The 18,149-nt window shown below is 65.2% G+C and carries 14 protein-coding genes and 1 tRNA gene; 10 read left to right on the top strand and 5 right to left on the bottom strand.

Annotated elements, in window-relative coordinates; all coding sequences use genetic code 11:
* Nucleotides 1-20: 20 nt before the first annotated feature.
* On the bottom strand, nt 21-1,256 hold the full coding sequence (locus AC58D2_RS15110) for a tyrosine-type recombinase/integrase (protein ID WP_062900461.1): 1,236 nt from the start codon (nt 1,254-1,256) through the stop codon (nt 21-23).
* 172 nt (nt 1,257-1,428) lie between these two features.
* Nucleotides 1,429-1,515 (bottom strand) — tRNA-Leu (locus AC58D2_RS15105).
* A gap of 202 nt (nt 1,516-1,717) precedes the next feature.
* On the opposite strand from AC58D2_RS15105, the gene AC58D2_RS15100 reads away from it, so the two are divergent.
* The 9 genes from AC58D2_RS15100 (at nt 1,718) to AC58D2_RS15060 (ending at nt 13,845) form a co-directional block, all read left to right on the top strand.
* Entirely contained in the window at nt 1,718-2,653 is a 936-nt protein-coding gene (locus AC58D2_RS15100; RefSeq protein WP_497391768.1) for a complex I NDUFA9 subunit family protein, read from the top strand.
* A 172-nt stretch (nt 2,654-2,825) separates the two neighbouring features.
* The gene (locus AC58D2_RS15095; RefSeq protein WP_497391766.1) at nt 2,826-3,623 is read left to right on the top strand and encodes an undecaprenyl-diphosphate phosphatase; all 798 of its coding nucleotides are present in this window, start codon (nt 2,826-2,828) and stop codon (nt 3,621-3,623) included.
* A gap of 157 nt (nt 3,624-3,780) precedes the next feature.
* Nucleotides 3,781-5,223 carry an NAD(P)-dependent oxidoreductase gene (locus tag AC58D2_RS15090; RefSeq protein WP_497391764.1) on the top strand — a complete coding sequence of 481 codons (1,443 nt, stop codon included), beginning with the start codon at nt 3,781-3,783 and terminating at the stop codon, nt 5,221-5,223.
* A gap of 20 nt (nt 5,224-5,243) precedes the next feature.
* Entirely contained in the window at nt 5,244-5,828 is a 585-nt protein-coding gene (locus tag AC58D2_RS15085) for a DUF2059 domain-containing protein (protein ID WP_497391762.1), read from the top strand.
* 24 nt (nt 5,829-5,852) lie between these two features.
* Entirely contained in the window at nt 5,853-6,998 is a 1,146-nt protein-coding gene (locus tag AC58D2_RS15080) for a DUF2059 domain-containing protein (RefSeq protein ID WP_497391761.1), read from the top strand.
* A gap of 25 nt (nt 6,999-7,023) precedes the next feature.
* Entirely contained in the window at nt 7,024-11,553 is a 4,530-nt protein-coding gene (gene gltB / locus AC58D2_RS15075) for a glutamate synthase large subunit (protein WP_497391759.1), read from the top strand.
* 122 nt (nt 11,554-11,675) lie between these two features.
* A complete protein-coding gene (locus AC58D2_RS15070) occupies nt 11,676-12,110 on the top strand; it encodes a hypothetical protein (protein WP_497391757.1) in 435 nt (144 codons plus the stop codon).
* Nucleotides 12,111-12,208: 98 nt separating this feature from the next.
* Complete coding sequence (locus tag AC58D2_RS15065) at nt 12,209-12,880, top strand: glutathione S-transferase family protein (protein WP_497391755.1); 672 nt, start codon at nt 12,209-12,211, stop codon at nt 12,878-12,880.
* Between the two features lie 98 nt (nt 12,881-12,978).
* Entirely contained in the window at nt 12,979-13,845 is an 867-nt protein-coding gene (locus AC58D2_RS15060) for a hypothetical protein (RefSeq protein ID WP_497391753.1), read from the top strand.
* A gap of 23 nt (nt 13,846-13,868) precedes the next feature.
* Here the strand turns inward: AC58D2_RS15060 and AC58D2_RS15055 are convergent, their stop codons facing one another.
* Both AC58D2_RS15055 and ubiG read right to left on the bottom strand, forming a co-directional pair.
* Nucleotides 13,869-14,468: a YdeI/OmpD-associated family protein gene (locus AC58D2_RS15055; RefSeq protein ID WP_497391751.1), complete on the bottom strand. Its 600-nt coding sequence runs from the start codon at nt 14,466-14,468 to the stop codon at nt 13,869-13,871.
* Nucleotides 14,465-15,190 carry a bifunctional 2-polyprenyl-6-hydroxyphenol methylase/3-demethylubiquinol 3-O-methyltransferase UbiG gene (gene ubiG / locus AC58D2_RS15050; protein ID WP_497391749.1) on the bottom strand — a complete coding sequence of 242 codons (726 nt, stop codon included), beginning with the start codon at nt 15,188-15,190 and terminating at the stop codon, nt 14,465-14,467. The genes AC58D2_RS15055 and ubiG overlap by 4 nt, the downstream gene beginning before the upstream one ends.
* 218 nt (nt 15,191-15,408) lie before the next feature.
* Between ubiG and AC58D2_RS15045 the strand changes: the two genes are divergently transcribed.
* A complete protein-coding gene (locus AC58D2_RS15045; protein ID WP_497391747.1) occupies nt 15,409-16,656 on the top strand; it encodes an aspartate kinase in 1,248 nt (415 codons plus the stop codon).
* A gap of 25 nt (nt 16,657-16,681) precedes the next feature.
* Here the strand turns inward: AC58D2_RS15045 and AC58D2_RS15040 are convergent, their stop codons facing one another.
* Entirely contained in the window at nt 16,682-18,145 is a 1,464-nt protein-coding gene (locus AC58D2_RS15040) for an FAD-dependent monooxygenase (RefSeq protein WP_497391745.1), read from the bottom strand.
* Nucleotides 18,146-18,149 lie beyond the last annotated feature (4 nt).

Raw genomic sequence — 18,149 nt, 5'->3', positions numbered from 1 at the left:
TACCGCAAAACCTGAGCGCGCTAGGCAGTCATTCGGCCGCCCCTCTGAAAAGATGGCCGCACAATCTGTGCGCCATCGCGGAGCTGGTCGAGATAGTCCGACCAGTGCTGCATCATGCGCACACGCTCATCCCAATATTCGCCGCGCGTGTAGATTCGCCGCGTCGCGTTTGCATCCAGATGCGCGAGCTGCCTCTCGATCGCATCGGGATGCCACATGCCCATCTGGTTGAGAAGAGTCGCGGCTGTCGAACGGAAGCCATGCGCCGTCATCTCCTCGCGGCTATAGCCGAGACGCCGAAGGGCCGCGCTCACCGTATTCTCGGACATGCACCGCCGGGAAGTTCGAAATGAGGGGAACAGAAATTGCCCATGGCCCGTGAGGCCGTGCAGCGCTTCAAGCATTTCGAGAACCTGCCTGGACAGCGGGACACAATGCTGACGGCGCATTTTCATCTTGTCGGCCGGGATCGTCCACACCGCGTCCTCGACATCGATCTCCGTCCATTCCGCCTGTCGCAGTTCGCCCGGCCTCACGAAGACATGCGGCGTCAGTCGCAGCGCAATTGCCGTGATTTCGTGACCAGCATATCCTTCGATAGCGCGCAGGAGCGCCCCTGTTTCCTTGCGGGTCGTGATCGCGGCGTGGTGCTTTACCTTCGGAGCCGTGAGCGCGCCGCGCAAGTCAGCCGCAAGATCACGGTCCGCCCTTGCGGTGGCGATCGCGTATCGGAAGACCCTGCTGATCACGCTGCGCATCCGACGCGCACTTTCATACCGTCCATTGGCCTCGACCTTACGGAGTACGGCCAGAACCTCCTGGGGCGTGATTTTCGAGATCGGACGGCTGCCGATCAGTGGATTGGCGATATCGAGGAGCCAGCGAATTTTGCGAAGCGTGACGGCCGCGCGCTCTTCCCGTTCGTTTTTCGCCAGCCATTCCTCTGCGATCGTCTTGAACGTGTTGTCCTCGGCGATCTTTCGGGTGATCCGTTCGACCTTCTTTTCCGCGGCCGGATCGAGCCCTGCAAGAAGCAGCTTTCGCGCTGCGTCGCGCAGTTCCCGAGCGGAAGCAATTCCAATATCAGGCCACGAACCGAAGTAGAGAGTCTTTTGTCGGCCCAGGTGACGATAGTTCATTCGCCAGACCTTTGCTCCGCTCGGTCTGACCACGAGATATAGGGCATCGCTATCGGCCATTTTATAGGCCTTTTCTGCGGGCTTGGCGTTCGAAATCTGGATGTGGGTAAGCGTCATGATGGTTTCACCTGCAAGAGGCTGACCGGAACCATCAAAAACACCATCAAAGCTGATGGTACGCTGATGGTTCCGGCTGGATCAGCCTGGATTCCATTCAGCGATTCTCATCGAAAAACGGTGGAAAACCAGCCGCTTGCTGGACGTTCCCGGACGTTGCCGGAAAGGTCACTGGTGCCCAGAAGAGGACTCGAACCTCCACGACCTTGCGATCGCCAGCACCTGAAGCTGGTGCGTCTACCAATTCCGCCATCTGGGCACGGGGTAGGAGCGGGCGCTTAGCGGCGCGGGCTGGCGCTTGTCAACCGCGCGGCGAGCGGCGAGCGAAATTTTATCGCCCGCGGGCGGTTTTGCAGGGCCGCTGAGGGCGTCGCCCCTTGCCCCGCAGACCGCTTCGCGGCATGGGGAGCCCGGACGGTGCGGTTCGGCGCCACAACAGAGTCGGGTACGGAAAGCGGCATATGCGCAATCTCGAAGGGCAATTGATCACCGTGCTGGGCGGCGGCGGCTTTATCGGCCGCTATGTCGTGCAGCGCCTGCTGGCGCGCGGTGCGCGCGTTCGCATCGCGCAGCGCGAACCGCGCCAGGCGACCTTCCTGAAACCGCTGGGAGGACTGGGCCAGACGCAATTCGTGACCGCCGATGTGCGCGATGCCGCGAGCGTAGCCCGTGCGGTGCGAGGCAGCGATGCGGTGATCAACCTCGTCGGCAGCTTCGACGATATGCAAGGCATACAGGCCGTCGGCGCGCGTCATGTTGCCGAAGCGGCGAAGGCCGCAGGCGTACGCAGCCTGGTGCATCTGTCGGCGATCGGCGCCGATACGGCCAGCGCATCGGCCTATGGCCGCAGCAAGGGCGAAGGCGAAGCCGCGGTGCGCGCGGCATTCCCCGATGCCGCCATCCTGCGCCCGTCGATCGTCTTTGGCCGCGAAGATCATTTCATCAACCGCTTTGCGACGATGATCCGCATGGTGCCGGTGGTTCCCGTCCTTGCGCCGGCCGCGAAATTCCAGCCGGTCTATGTCGGCGACGTTGCCGAGGCGGCGGTGGCGGCTATCGGCTCCGACGCTGCGGGCCACACGTTCGAACTCGGTGGGCCGCAGGTTCTGACCATGGCGGGCCTGATGCGGTGGATCGCCGCGGCAACCGGACGCAAGCGCCTGTTCGTCGAATTGCCCGATGCGGTCGCATCGGCACTCGCCAGCGGGTTCGGCTGGGCGCCGGGTGCGCCGATCACCAAGGATCAGTGGCTGATGCTGCAAACCGACAATGTCGCGGCCGGCGGCGAAGGCCTCGCACAGCTTGGCGTGACGCCAACCGCGCTCGACGATGTCGCCGAAGGCTGGCTCGTGCAATATCGCCGTCACGGCCGCTTCGCCCAGATTGCGGCCCAGTGAGGCCTTGCCGCGGCGCCGCGTTGCCGGATCGACTGGAAAAAGCGGCGCGTGCCATCTAGAACTTGATTCAAGGGCGTCCGGCCTTTGCCGGACGCCTTTCCTTTGACCCGACGACCCGGAGCCCGCCGATGAGCCCCCTGCCCCCCTCCCCGTTGCCCGCGGGCGCCCGTGCATGATCTGGCTGACCGCGATCATCCTCGGCATCGTCGAGGGCCTCACCGAATTCCTGCCCGTCTCCTCTACCGGCCATTTGATTCTGGCGACCGAACTGCTCGGCTATGATGCGTCGAAATGGGCGGTGTTCAACATCGCGATCCAGCCCGGCGCGATCCTCGCGATCGTGGTTCTCTACCGGCATCTTTTCTGGGACATGTTGGTCGGCCTGTTTCGCCGCGATCCCGTCGCCATAGCCTTCGTGCGCAACCTGCTCCTCGCCTTCTTTCCCGCGGTGATCCTGGGGCTCGCATTTGGCGATTATATCGAGACGCTGCTCGAAAACGCCGTCGTCGTCGCCTGGGCGCTGGTGATCGGCGGATTTGGCATCTTGATCGTCGAGCGTTTCGCAAAGCCAAGGGAAAGCGGTGGCGTCGCGGCAATGTCGGTGCGCCAGTCGGTGCTCGTCGGCATCGTTCAGTGCCTCGCGATGATCCCCGGGGTCAGCCGGTCGGGCGCGACGATCATGGGCGCGATGTCGCTCGGCGTCGACCGCAAGACCGCGGCGGAGTTCAGCTTTTTCCTCGCGCTGCCGACGCTGACCGGGGCGACGGTGTTGCAGCTCTTCAAGCATCGCGACGCCATCACCTCGAACGACCTCGGGCTGATCGCGGTCGGCGCCTTCGTCTCGTTCATCGTCGCCTGGGCCGTGATCAAGGCGTTTCTCGCCGTTGTGACCCGCTATGGCTTCGCACCCTTCGCATGGTATCGCATCCTCGTCGGCGGCGCGGCCCTCGTCTGGCTTGCGATGAGATAGGGCCGATACGGTACTAAATAAGAAAGATAATTACGCGCGATACGAAATACCGTGAAAGCGCCTCTAATTTAGGTCATATATACTGACCTTATCGCCAATTAGTCCGTGACAGCGGCAGGCGCGCCATGCTCTTGCCCTTTCAACGAAGGGAATCATCATGGCTGCCGAACGGATGCTCCAATTTGTGGGGCGCGACCAATCCTACCCCGACAAGCGTTCGCCCGAAGAGCGCGCTCGCGATTTTCGCGAGATTGCCGAGCGCTATGCGGCGCCCGATGCCGATGCGCAGGCGGCTCGCTGTTCGCAATGCGGGGTCCCCTATTGCTCGGTTCATTGCCCCCTGCACAACCATATCCCCGACTGGCTGCGCCTGACCGCCGAAGGGCGGTTGCGCGAAGCCTATGAACTGTCGAACGCGACGTCGACCATGCCCGAGATCTGCGGCCGCATCTGTCCGCAGGACCGGCTGTGCGAAGGCAATTGCGTGATCGAATTTTCGGGTCACGGCGCGGTGACGATCGGCAGCGTGGAAAAATATATCACCGACACCGCCTGGGCCGAGGGCTGGGTCGAACCGATCGTCGCCAGCCCGGCGACCGGCCAGTCGGTCGCGGTCATCGGCGCCGGCCCCGCCGGGCTGACCGCCGCCGAATATATGCGCGTCCTGGGGCACGAGGTGCATGTCTATGACCGGCATGATCGCGCGGGCGGACTGCTGACCTATGGCATTCCGGGATTCAAGCTCGAGAAGGACGTCGTGATGCGGCGCGTCGAGCGGCTCGAAGAGGGCGGCATATATTTTCACCTGGGGTTCGAGGTGGGCAAGGACGCCACGCTCGATGAGCTGAGGCGGAAACATGACGCGGTGCTGATCGCGACCGGCGTCTACAAGGCGCGCGAGATCAACGTGCCGGGGAACGCGGCCGAAGGCGTCGTTCCGGCCCTCGACTATCTGATCGCCTCGAACCGCAAAAGCTTTGGCGACGCAGTGCCCGCGTTCGACGACGGTCGTCTCGACGCGAACGGCAAGCATGTCGTCGTGATTGGCGGCGGCGACACCGCGATGGATTGCGTCCGCACCGCGGTGCGGCAGGGCGCGAAGTCGGTCAAATGCCTCTATCGCCGCGACCGCGAAAACATGCCGGGATCGCAGCGCGAGGTCGCCAACGCCGAAGAGGAAGGCGTCGAATTCGTCTGGCTGTCTGCGCCCGAGAGCTTCACCGCCGACAAGCAAGTCAAAGAGGTCGCGGTCGCGGGGATGCGGCTGGGGTCGCCCGACGCGAGCGGCCGCCGCAGCCCCGAACCCGATCCGGGCCGCAAGTTCGACGTCCCCGCCGACATGGTGATCAAGGCGCTGGGTTTCGATCCCGAGGAGCTCCCCAACCTTTTCGGCTCGCCCGATCTCAGCGTCACGCGCTGGGGCACGCTGCGCGTCGATCATCAGACGATGATGACCAGCCTGCCCGGCGTCTTCGCCGCGGGCGACATCGTGCGCGGCGCAAGCCTGGTCGTCTGGGGCATCCGGGACGGCCGCGATGTCAGCGAACAGATGTCGAAATGGTTGAAAGCGAAGGCCAAAAGCGAAAAGAAGGCAGCCTGACCAACAGGGGAGGGAATAATATGTCGATCGTTAAAGCCTTGCTGTTCGCGAGCGCGCTGGTTGCCGCGCCGCTTCACGCGCAATCTGCTGCCGGGCCTGCCGTCGAGACGCCGGCGCCCGATCGCGTCGCAGCGGCCGAAAAGCTGATAGACGCGATGATGCCGGCATCGCAGCGCCAAGCGATGATGGCGCAGATCGTATCGGCAACGATGGCAAACATATCGGCCGGCATGGAGCAGCGCTTCAGCGCCGAAGAGCAGCTTCAGGATCCCAAGGTGAAGGCGGTGTTCGACCGTTTTCTCGCGCGGCAACAACAGTTGACGCTTGACCAGGTCAACGACCAGCTTCCCGGCCTGTTCGACGCGATGGCACGCGCCTATGCCCGCCGTTTCACCGTCGGACAGCTTGGCGAGATCGAGGCCTTTTTCAACACGCCGACCGGACGCGCCTACATGACCGAATCGATGAGCATCATGTCCGATCCCGATATCGCTGCCTGGCAGCGCCAGTCGATCGCGGCGAGCATGGATCGATTGCCGACCGAACTGGAGCGGCTGCGCAAGGACCTGGAAGCCGTCGGCGCCGATACGCCGGACCAGGCATGATCGACCGAAGTGGGGGATAGTGACATGATGATCAGAGCCAGAGCATATCTGCTGGCCGGCGCATTGGCGCTGGCGCCGGTCCCGGCCCTTGCGGCGCAGGACGAGGCCGCGACGAATGTTGCGGATGCCGGCGACCCCGGCGCAATCAGCGACGACGATGTTACCGCCGCCAAGGCGAAGATGCAGAAGGAAATGGACGAGGTCATCGCGCTGATAGAGGCGATGTTCGACACCAGCGACCTCCCGCCGATCGAGCCTGCGCGCCTGGCGCTTGCGCAGCAGACAACCGCCGCGCTGGTCCCGTCGGGCAGCCTCGAGCGGATGATGGACAATCTGTACGGCAAGATGTTCAAGACGATCATGGCGCAAGCCGATGGCGCCTCCGACCTGATGCTGTCGATCAAGACGGGGGTCGAAAGCGACAAGATCGCCGCGCTCGATGCCGGCACCAAGACCGCGATCGCCGACCTGTTCGACCCGCACCGCAAAGAGCGCGAAGAGCAGATCACCAAGGTCGTTAAGCCGCTGATCAGCGAGGCGCTCGCCGATCTGGAACCGCCGATGCGCGAGGGAATGGCAAAGGCCTATGCGCGCAAATTCTCGGCCCAGCAGCTTGGCGAACTCAACGCCTTCTTCGCGACCCCGACGGGTCACGCCTATGCGCAGGAATGGATGGCCGCGCAGGCTGATCCCGAAGTGATGCTCGCGGTCGCGAAGGCCGTGCCGCCGATGGTGCTCAAATTCATCGACCGCGCGCCGGCAATCGCCGAGGATTTCAAGGACCTGCCCCAGGAACGCGCGCTGGCCGACCTCAGCGACGTCGAGATGAAAAAGCTCGCGAAGATGATGAAGGTCGACGTCAAGACGCTCGAGGACAATCGCACGATGTGGAGCGAAGCCGCTCTCGACGCCGAGCCTGCCGAAGAGGATTGGAGCGGCACCGACGAAGTGGCCGACGCCGCGGCGGACGCCGCCGAAGAAGCCGCCGACGCGGTCGAGGACGCGGCCGACCCCGCGTGGAACCGCGACAATTGGTCCGACGCCGACCGCCGGCGCGTCGAGGACCTCGAAACCGCCGCCACCAAAGCATCGGCGGCCGCCTATGAAGCCGAGGAGGCCGCGATCGCTGCCGCGCGCAAACGCCTTGGCCGAACCGATCCGTCCGAATAGGGCGATACCCGTCAGGAACGAAGACATGACCCATTATCCCACCCCCGAGCATCGGCGCCTCGCCGAACAGGGCCTCTATCGCCCCGACCTCGAATCCGATGCCTGCGGTGTCGGAATGGTCGCCGCGACCGATGGCAAGCCGTCGCGCCGCGTCGTCGAGGCGGCGATCGAGGCATTGCGCGCCGTCTGGCACCGCGGCGCGGTCGATGCCGACGGCAAGACCGGCGACGGGGCGGGAATCCATGTCGACCTTCCCGAACGCTTCTTCGACGATGCGATCGCGGCATCGGGGCACAAGGTGCTGCCGAACCGCCTCGCCGTCGGCATGATCTTCCTGCCGCGCACCGATCTGGGCGCGCAGGAAGCGTGCCGGACCATCGTCGAGTCCGAGATCATCGAGGCTGGCTATACCATCTATGGCTGGCGGCAGGTGCCGGTCGACGTCTCGGTGATCGGCGACAAGGCGCAGCGCACGCGCCCCGAGATCGAGCAGATCATGATCGCCGGCCCGATGCCGGGCGACGCCTCGCTCGCCGAATTCGAGAAGCAGCTCTATCTGGTGCGCCGCCGCATCGAGAAGAAGGTGATCGCGGCGCAAATCGCGGACTTCTACATCTGCAGCCTGTCGTGCCGTTCGATCATCTACAAGGGGCTGTTCCTCGCCGAAAGCCTGGCCGACTTCTACCCCGACCTGACGAACAAGCTGTTCGAAAGCCGCGTCGCGATCTTTCACCAGCGTTATTCGACCAACACCTTCCCGCAATGGTGGCTGGCGCAGCCGTTCCGCACCCTCGCGCACAACGGCGAGATCAACACGATCCGCGGCAACAAGAACTGGATGCGCAGCCACGAGATCAAGATGGCGAGCCTTGCGTTCGGTGAACATTCGGAAGACATCAAGCCGGTGATCCCGGCGGGGGCGTCGGATACGGCCGCGCTCGACGCGGTGTTTGAAACCCTGTGCCGCGCGGGGCGCGACGCGCCGACCGCAAAGCTGATTCTCGTCCCCGAAGCGTGGGCGAGCGACCCCGACGTCCCGGACGCGCACAAGGCGATGTACAGCTATCTCGCCAGCGTCATGGAACCGTGGGACGGTCCCGCCGCGCTCGCGATGACCGATGGCCGCTGGGCGGTCGCGGGGATGGACCGCAACGCGCTGCGCCCGCTGCGCTACACGCTGACCGCGGACAATCTGCTCGTCGTCGGCTCCGAAAGCGGCATGGTCGTGCTGCCCGAAGCGAGCATTCGCAAGAAGGGCCGCCTCGGCCCCGGCCAGATGATCGCGGTCGATCTCGACCAGGGCACGCTCTATGAGGACCGCGCGATCAAGGACAAGATCGCGGGCGCGCACGATTATCCCGCGCGGGTCAAGGGTTTCCGCACGATGCGCGACCTTCCCAGGGGCGGCAGGTCGAGCCTCCCCGACTGGGATCGCCCCGAACTGCTGCGCCGTCAGGTCGCGGCGGGGCTGACCATGGAGGATATGGAACTGATCCTCTCGCCCATGGTCGAAGACGCCAAGGAAGCGATCGGGTCGATGGGCGACGACACGCCGCTTGCCGTCATTTCGGACAAGCCGCGCCACGTCGCGCAATTCTTTCGCCAGAATTTCAGCCAGGTCACCAACCCGCCGATCGACTCCTTACGCGAACGGCACGTGATGAGCCTGAAGACGCGATTTGCCAACCTCGCCAACATCCTCGACGAAAAGGGACAGAGCGAGCACGTCCTCGTCATGGATTCGCCGGTGCTCGTCGGCGACGATTGGGACCGGCTGCGCGCCTATTTCGGCGACGCCGTCGCCGACATCGACTGCACCTTCCCTGCAGGCGGCGACGCGTCGACCCTGCGCGATGCGATCGCGCGCATCCGCCGCGAGGCCGAGGATGCGGTGCGCGCGGGGCGCAGCGAGCTGTTCCTGTCCGACCAGAATATCGGTCCCGACCGCATCGGCGTCGCGATGGTGCTCGCCGCCGCGGCGGTTCACACGCACCTCGTTCGCAAGGGACTGCGCAGCTATGCGTCGGTCAACGTCCGCTCGGCCGAAGTGCTCGACACGCACGGCTTTGCCGTGCTGATCGGCGTCGGTGCGACGACGGTCCATGCCTATCTGACCGAAGCGACGATCGCCGATCGCCAGGCGCGCGGCCTGTTCGGCGATCTGTCGATGGACGATTGCCGCCAGCGTTTCCGCAAGGCGATCGACGACGGCCTCCTCAAGATCATGGCCAAGATGGGGATCGCGGTGATCTCCAGCTATCGCGGCGGCTATAATTTCGAGGCCGTCGGCCTGTCGCGCGCGCTCGTCAACGACCTGTTCCCCGGCATGCCGGCAAAGATTTCGGGCGAAGGCTATCAATCGCTGCTGATCAACGCGTCGGACAAGCACGAGGCGGCCTATGACAGCCGCGTCGCCACCCTGCCGATCGGCGGTTTCTATCGCCAGCGCGCGGGCGGCGAGGCGCACGCCTATTCGGCGCAGCTGATGCACCTGTTGCAGACCGCGGTCGCAACCGACAGCTATTCGACCTATCTGCAATTCGCCCGCGGGGTCGCCGACCTGCCGCCCGTCTATCTGCGCGACCTGATGGAGTTCAACTATCCGGCGCAGGGCGTGGCGCTCGACAGTGTCGAGGCGATCACCGAGATCCGCAAGCGGTTCGTCACCCCCGGCATGTCGCTCGGCGCCCTGTCGCCCGAAGCGCACGAGACGCTGGCGATCGCGATGAACCGTATCGGTGCGAAAGCGGTATCGGGCGAAGGGGGCGAGGACAGCTCACGTTATCAGCCCTACGCCAACGGCGACAACGCCAACAGCAACATCAAGCAGATCGCGAGCGGTCGTTTCGGCGTCACCGCCGAATATCTCGGCGCGTGCGACGAGATAGAGATCAAGGTCGCGCAAGGTGCCAAGCCCGGCGAGGGCGGCCAGCTTCCGGGCTTCAAGGTCACCGAGTTCATCGCGCGGCTGCGTCATTCGACGCCCGGCGTCATGCTGATCTCGCCGCCGCCGCACCACGACATCTATTCGATCGAGGATCTGGCACAGCTCATCTATGACCTGAAACAGATCAATCCGAAGGCGCGCGTCTGCGTAAAGCTCGTCAGTTCGGCGGGCATTGGCACCGTGGCGGCGGGCGTCGCCAAGGCGCACGCCGACGTGATCCTTGTTTCGGGCAACACCGGCGGCACCGGTGCCTCGCCCCAGACGAGCATCAAATATGCCGGTACGCCGTGGGAAATGGGCCTGTCTGAAGTCAACCAGGTGCTGACCCTCAACGGCCTGCGTCATCGCATCCGGCTGCGCACCGACGGCGGGCTCAAGACCGGGCGCGACATCGTGATCGCGGCGATCCTCGGTGCCGAGGAATATGGCATCGGGACGCTCAGCCTCGTCGCGATGGGCTGCATCATGGTGCGCCAGTGCCATTCGAACACCTGCCCGGTCGGCGTTTGCACGCAGGACGAAAAGCTGCGCGCAAAGTTCACCGGCAGCCCCGAAAAGGTCATCAATCTGATGACCTTCATCGCCGAGGAGGTGCGCGAAATCCTGGCCAAGCTCGGCTGCCGCAGCCTCGACGAGGTGATCGGCCGCACCGAGTTGCTGCGCCAGGTCAGCCGCGGCGCCGAACATCTCGACGACCTCGACCTCAATCCGATCCTCGCAAAGGTCGATGCGCCCGACGACCAGCGCCGCTCGAAGGGACCGCATTTCCGCAACCCTGTCCCCGACAGCCTCGACGCGCAAATCCTGAGCGACGCGAAGCCGCTGTTCGAGCGCGGCGAGCGAATGCAGCTGACCTACAACGTCCGCAACACGCACCGCGCCGTCGGCACGCGCCTGTCGGCCGAGGTGACAAAGCGGTTCGGCATGAAGGGACTCGCCGACCGCCATGTCGAAATCCGGCTGCGCGGGACCGCGGGGCAGTCGCTCGGCGCCTTCCTGTGCCAGGGCATCACGCTTGAGGTATTCGGCGACGCCAACGATTATGTCGGCAAGGGCCTGTCGGGTGGCCGCATCATCGTGCGTCCGACCGTATCGAGCCCGCTGGTCAGCCAGCAAAACAGCATCGTCGGCAACACCGTCCTTTATGGCGCGACCGCGGGCACGCTGCTCGCCGCGGGTCAGGCGGGCGAACGCTTCGCGGTCCGCAACTCGGGCGCCAATGTCGTCGTCGAGGGCTGCGGCGCGAATGGCTGCGAATATATGACCGGCGGTACGGCAGTCATATTGGGCTCGGTCGGCTCCAACTTCGGCGCCGGCATGACGGGCGGCATGGCCTTCGTGCTCGACATCGACGGCGCTTTCGAACGGCGCGCCAATGGCGAATCGATCCAGTGGCAACGACTGGACAGCGCGCATTGGGAGGGCGTGCTCAAGGAGTTGATCGCGGATCATGCGCAGGCGACCGGCAGCAAATGGTCGGAGGAAATCCTGTCCGACTGGGATCGCCGCAAGGGCGAATTCTGGCAGGTGTGCCCCAAGGAAATGGTCGGCCGCCTTGCCCACCCGTTGAGCGATGCCGAACCGGCCGAAACGGTCGCCGCCGAATAGATTTGGTCGCCGATGCGGTGCAGTTCATCGCATTGGCGGCCACGTTCAGCGCAGGGCAAGCGTCTCCATCCCATGATAGCGCGCACGATGCGTCCACGCATCGGTTCGGAAAGGATGACGCCATGCGCCGCCTGTTGCTGATTGCCCTCCCCGCTGCTGCGCTTGCGGCGCCCCTGCCCGCCGCGGCTGCCGAGACGTCGCTGGACGATACCGCGGCGGCACTGAACGATCCTGCAATGCAGGACCGCATGGCCGACAGCGTCGCAGCGCTGGTCGGCGCGCTGATGCAGATGCGCGTCGGCCCGCTCGCCGAAGCCGTGGCGCGTGTCGACCCCGATTCCGACGCGGCCTATATCCCGCCCGACGCGACGCTCGGCGAGATTGCCGGCCGCGATCCCGATTATGGCGAGCGGCTTGGCGACGACGTGCGTGCCGGGGCCCACATGGCGGGCGACATGGCCGCGGCCCTGTCGGCCTATGCCCCCGTGCTCAAGGACATGGCGCGCGACATGGCCGCACAGTGGGACCGCGAGCGCGCCGCCGCACGTCGCCGCTAACCCCTCGCCCGCTACCCCCTCGCCCGCTACCCCCTTGTCCACAGGCACGGCACCATAGCCGTTGCGCGCCGCGCCCCGCTGCCGCTAATGCGGCACTCATGTGGCAGCTTTATCAATTCCCCTTGTGTCCCTTCTCGCGAAAGATCCGCCTTTTGCTGGGCGAAAAGGGTGTGGGATATGACCTGCTGCGCGAATCGCCCTGGGAGCGCCGCGACGAATTCATCGATCTCAATCCTGCCGGGCGCACGCCGGTCATGGTCGATCAGGGACGCGGGCAGGTGCTGATCGACAGCAACGCGATCGCCGAATATTTCGAGGAAACCGTCGAAGGCAAGGCGATGATCAACGGCACCGCGGCCCAGCGTGCCGAAATCCGCCGTCTCGTCGCCTGGTTCGATCAGGATTTCTATTTCGAGGTAACCGGCCCGCTTTTGTTCGAGCGCATGCAAAAGCGTATCGTCCATCGCCAGCCCCCCGACGGCGGTGCGCTGCGCGAGGCCATGAAGGCCGCGAACCAGCATCTCGATTATATCGACTATCTGATCGATCATCGCACCTGGCTGGCCGGTGCGACGATGAGCCTCGCCGACCTTGCCGCCGCCGCGCATATCTCGGTCGCCGATTATCTGGGCGGGATCGATTGGGCCGGGCATGAACAGACCAAGGGCTGGTACTCGGGACTGAAGTCGCGCCCCAGCTTCCGCCCGCTGCTGGCCGAGCGCATGGAAATCATCGCCCCGCCGAAATATTATGAGGATGTGGATTTTTGAGCCACCCGTCTCTCCACAGCTTGTAAACATCGCCTGCCTATTTTCGTGGCCAAGGCCGCGCGCTAGTCCGGCCAATACTCCAGCTGAGGAGGGCGATTGTGAACCGATGCAACGATAGACTTGCCGCGTTTGCGTTTCTTGCCATCATGTCGTCGGCAACGGCGCAAGCAGAGGAACCGGCACAATCGGAACCAATACAGGGCTTTGCCCTTCCGGAGTTCCAGTCGGGCTATCCCGGCACCAGCTTCGAATATGAAGAAGCGGAGGCGAAGCGGTTGGCCGCCGAGCTTTTCCCTGTCGTCGCCGATCAGGTCGTGAAGGCGATCGTGCGCGAACAGGTCGCCCTTCCGGGCGGCGGTTATCATGGTCTCTATATTGATCTTGTTCTGAAACCTCGCGTTGAGCGGCAGTCGATTTGCGAGCAGCCGCGAATTGCAATCGTGATGCGCTACAACGGCAAGGACCAGCGTCATGCCAGAATGACGCGGCTCGTGATCCGGAACGGCACGATCGCCGAACATGACTTCGACACCGTGCACCGGACGGGACGCTACCGAAGCCTTGCAGAGACACCGGAATCTCCGACGGCCGCACTCGAAACCTGCCGCGAACTTACGGGGGATATGGCGGGCTGGACGTCCGCGGCGGATGCGAGCGACTTTGCCTCCCAACGATGGCGGCAAACGGTGTTGATAAGTGCGCTAGAAACACTGCCGAACAACAAGATCAAATGCACCGGCATCGAAGGCAAGCCGTGCCTGGAGAGCCGCGGCGAACTACTTGCCTACTTTCGGGACGTGCCGGCCCATCATTCAGTGGGGCAATTCGTGCCCGGCGAAGGAGAAATCAACATATTCGGCTATAATGGTGCCGATATGGACCGCGAGGTGACGATGTGGCTCGATCAAGGTCGGCCGCGCACGGTTTCGATCCGCTTCCGAAAGGCCATTCGGCCGGCGATCTGAATCCGGACTCAATCCGGAGCCCTTCAGCAGCTCTTATATTTCCAGTTGCGGTCCTTGCCCTCGGCGACCTGCGCGATCGTCGTGGCGATCCGCTTGGCGCGTGTGTCGTCGCGCTTTGCCTCGACCACCCATTCGATATAGTCGCGGCGCTTGCCCGGCGAGAAGGCGTCCCATTGCGCCTGCGCCGCCCCATTGGCGGCGAGCGCGGCGCCAAGGTCGTCGGGCAGGTCGAGCGCCGGCTTGCGCTTGACCGGCGCCGGCTTGGGCTTGTTCTCGCCGGTGAGCGCCACGGCCTTGGCGATCAGCGCCGCAAGCTCGGCATCGCTCGGCAGGTCGTCGAGGCTGACGAGCTTTCCGAAACTGCCCATCGCGCCTTCGCGCTCGTCCTTCCCCGTCACCTCCGCATGGCGCCAGAAGCCGAAGGCCGCGTGGGCCTTGAATGCCGCCATGTTGGCGAGCGGGCTGCCGTTAAGCGTGAAGAAGGGCATGCTCCACTTGATCGCTTCCTCGACCCCCGGCACTTCGCGGTGCATCAGCTCGCGCAAATGGGTGAGGATCGGCTGCGCGAAGGGCGCCGCCTTCGCGATATAGGCGTCGACGCGCGGATCGCGCGCGCCGCTCATCCCGCGTGCCGCGCGGTGACGAGGTAGTTCAGCGCCTCGCTGCCGCCGAGCTTGAAACCGCGCGCGGGCGATGGCGACAGGCCGGTGCGGTCGATGACCTCGAGCCCCGCCCCCGCCAGCAGCGCTTCGAGTTCCTCGGGTTTCAGGAACTGATCCCAGTCGTGCGTGCCGCGCGGCACCGCGCCGATCCGCTCGGCCGCCTCGACAAGCAGCAGCTTCGACAGCGCGGTGCGGTTCGGGGTCGAAAGGATCATCAGCCCGCCCTGCGCCAGTCGCGCGGCCAGTCCGGCGACAAAGACCGCCGGATCGGCGACATGCTCGACGACTTCCATCGAGGTGACAAGATCGAAGGTCGCGGCCGGCAGCGCCGCCAGTTCGCCGGCATGATAGGCGATCGCGAGCCCCTGCCCGGCCGCGTGCGCGCGCGCCGCGGCAATATTTTCGGGCGCGGCATCGACCCCGGTCACATCGCCGCCGAGCCGGGCAAGCGGTTCGGCCAGCAGTCCCGCGCCACAGCCGACATCGAGCGCGCGCTTGCCCGCAAGCGGATGGCGCTGGCGCGCATCGAAATGCCAGTGGGCGTCGATCTGGGCGCGGATATAGGACAGGCGTACCGGGTTCAGGCGGTGAAGCATCGCGGAGGACCCGTGGGGATCCCACCAGTCGGCGGCGAGCGCCCCGAAATGCGCGGCCTCGTGCGGATGGATGGTCGCTTGGTTCATGCGCGCGGTGTGGCACCGCCCCCGGCCCGGCGCAAGATAATTACCGCGACGAGTGACCGCGCGCCGTAATCGGCGCTTTTGTTTGCGCCGCGCGAAGAAAATATATCGGCGCGCGCCCTTCGCCGCCTTGCCTTCGCGCGCGCCCTTCCCTAACAGCGCGAGGCTCGCGGAAATGCGACGAAGTCGCGGGCGAAACCAGGCGAAGAAGGCAGGGCGAAATGGCGCGGATCGTGATGAAATTCGGGGGCACGTCGATGGCGGGCACCGAGCGGATTCGCACCGTCGCAAAGCTCGTCGCGCGCGAAGCCGCCGCGGGCAACGAGGTTGCCGTCGTGGTCTCCGCCATGGCGGGCGAGACCGATCGGCTGGTGAATTTCTGTCGCGAGGCGAACCCGCGCTACGATCCCGCCGAATATGACGTCGTCGTCGCGGCGGGCGAACAGGTGACGTCGGGGCTTCTCGCGCTCACCTTGCAAGCGATGGGCGTCCCTGCGCGCAGCTGGCTCGGCTGGCAACTGCCGATCCGCACCGAGGAAGCGCATGCCCGCGCGCGCATCGCCGATATCGAAACCGGCGCCCTGCTCGCGGCGATGGGGCGCGGCGAAGTGGCGGTGATCCCCGGCTTTCAGGGCATGATGGACGATGGCCGCATCTCCACGCTCGGGCGCGGCGGGTCGGACACCAGCGCGGTCGCGGTCGCCGCTGCGGTAAAGGCCGACCGCTGCGACATCTATACCGATGTCGACGGCGTCTACACCACCGACCCGCGCATCGTGGCCCGCGCGCAAAAGCTCGATTATGTGACCTATGAGGAAATGCTCGAACTCGCGAGCGTCGGGGCGAAGGTTCTCCAGACGCGCTCGGTCGGGCTTGCGATGAAAGAGGGCGTGCGCGTGCAGGTGCTCTCCAGCTTCGTCGAGGGCGACGAGGCGCCGAAGCGGGGCACGATGATCGTCAGCGACGAGGAAATAGAGGAAGTCCAGATGGAACGGCAGCTCATCACCGGCATCGCCCACGACAAGAACGAGGCGAAGATCATCGTCACGCGCGTGCCCGACAAGCCGGGCGGGGTCGCGAATATCTTTGCGCCGCTCGCCGCGGCCGGGATCAACGTCGACATGATCATCCAGAACGTCGGGCGCGACAAGGGCGAGACCGACGTGACCTTCACCGTGCCCGCGGCCGATCTCCTCCGTTCGATCGACCTGCTCGAAGCGGGAAAGGATAAGATCGGCTTCAACCGTATTCTCAGCGACGACAAGGTGGCAAAGATCAGCGTCGTCGGCGTCGGCATGAAGAGCCATGCGGGGGTGGCGAGCACGATGTTTCGCGCGCTCGCCGACCGCGGCATCAACATCCAGGCAATCTCTACCAGCGAGATCAAGGTCAGCGTGCTGATCGACGAGGACGAGACCGAGCTTGCGGTTCGCGTCCTCCACACGGCTTACGGGCTCGACGCCGACTGACGCGGCCCGGGCCGGCGGCCGAGGGTCAGCCCGGCGCGCCGAACCAGCCTTGCAGCACTGGCGCCAGCCCGTCCGCCGTTGCGTCGCCGGTCCAGGCGACATGCCCGTCGGGACGCACCAGCATCGCCTCCGGAAGCGCGACGATGCCCGCCCGCGGCAGCTCGCACACCCCTTCGGCTTGCGCATCGATGCAGCGGACATGCGCCGCATATCCGGCCGGATCGACGCGGCCTGCCTCGCCGAAATTGACCAGAAGCGGTTTCGCATCGTGCATCATCGCGAACAGCCGCGCCGGGCCGTCGGCGGTGATCAGATCGAGATCCGGGACGCGCCGCCCGAGCAGTTCGTGTCCCTTCCCCATGTCATAACGGACATCGAGCCCCGACATCGTCGCCGCATATTGGCGCCGCGGTTCGTCCATCTGCATCGTTTCGGCCATCATGGCGCGCAGGGCGCCCGATCGCGCGTCGCCGCGGTTGAGGGCGGTAAGGGCGAGCGTCTGCTGGAGCAGGGCCGCGCCGACCGGATGGCGTTCGCTGTGATAGCTATCGAGCAGCGCGTCGGGGGCAAGGCCTTTTACCGCGAGCGCAAGTTTCCAGCCCAGGTTCACCGCATCCTGCAACCCGATGTTGAGCCCCTGCCCCCCGACCGGCGAATGGACGTGCGCCGAATCCCCCGCCAGTAGCACCCGGCCCGCGCGATAGGCGGTCGCCTGCCGCGCCGCATCGGTGAACCGGGACAGCCATGTCACACCGTGCACGCCGAAATCACAGCCATAGGCCGCGACGAGCGCGGTGCGCAGCGCCCCGAGATCGGGTGCCGGCCCCTGAACCCGTTCGGGCTCGGTCACGACGCCGCGCACCCGGCCGTCTTCGAGCTTGCCGAGCGCATAGAGCCCCTTGTCGCCATGACGGATACCCCACGCCGGTTCGTCGGCCATCTCGCCTTCGAAAATCAGGTAGCTGATGTCCGCGTCCCAGCCCGCAAAGTCGATCCCCGCCTGCCTGCGCACAAGGCTGCGTCCGCCATCGCATCCGACGAGATAGGCCGCGCCCATCGACCGGCCATCGTGCAGCGCCACGTCGACGCCATCGGCATCCTGCGCGAACCCCGTCACCTCGCAATCATAAAGGATCGGAACGCCCAGCTCCGTGACCCAATCGGCAAGGCCGCGCTCGATCTTCGCCTGCCACAGGCCCAGCGTGTAATTGTGCCGGGTCGGCCTGTCGCTTGCGTCGAGGATCGTGCCCGCGAACGCCATCACATGATGCTTCTCGCCCTGTTCGACGAAGCGATCGACGATCCCGCGCTGGTCGAGCAGTTCCAGCGAGCGCGGATGCAATCCGCTGGCGCGCGACCCTTCGACCGACTGGTCGGGCCGCCTCTCGACAAGTGCGACATCGACCCCTGCCAATGCCAGCTCGCCAGCGAGCATCAGCCCGGTCGGCCCGCCGCCCGCAATTACGACGTCATGGTTCGAAAACTGCATCTGT

It is taken from the genome of Sphingopyxis sp. CR5, assembly GCF_059693785.1.
This window is presented reverse-complemented; position numbering and strand designations above follow the sequence as displayed.